Genomic DNA, 256 nt, shown 5'->3' on the forward strand with positions numbered 1-256 from the left:
CGCTATGGCCACGGGGTTCCGTTCCGCTTCCCATCCAGCAGTGATACCGGCGACGGGCTTACTCCGGATGGCGTACGTCTGGTCAAACGCTGCAACGCACTGAAGATCATGATTGATCTTTCCCATATGAATGAGGCCGGTTTCTGGGATGTGGCGCGCAACAGTGATGCGCCTTTGGTTGCCACCCATTCCAATGCCGGGGCCCTCACACTGCACAGCCGCAACTTGTCGGACCGCCAGCTGCACGCAATCCGCG

1 protein-coding gene is annotated in these 256 nt (G+C 59.8%); it reads left to right on the forward strand.

The features are described 5' to 3' along the window. Positions 1–256 (forward strand): membrane dipeptidase (locus R0J87_RS22315; protein WP_498889050.1); only part of this gene is annotated, 256 nt, incomplete at both ends.

Source organism: Halomonas sp. SIMBA_159 (genome assembly GCF_046536035.1).
Classification (GTDB): domain Bacteria; phylum Pseudomonadota; class Gammaproteobacteria; order Pseudomonadales; family Halomonadaceae; genus Vreelandella; species Vreelandella venusta_A.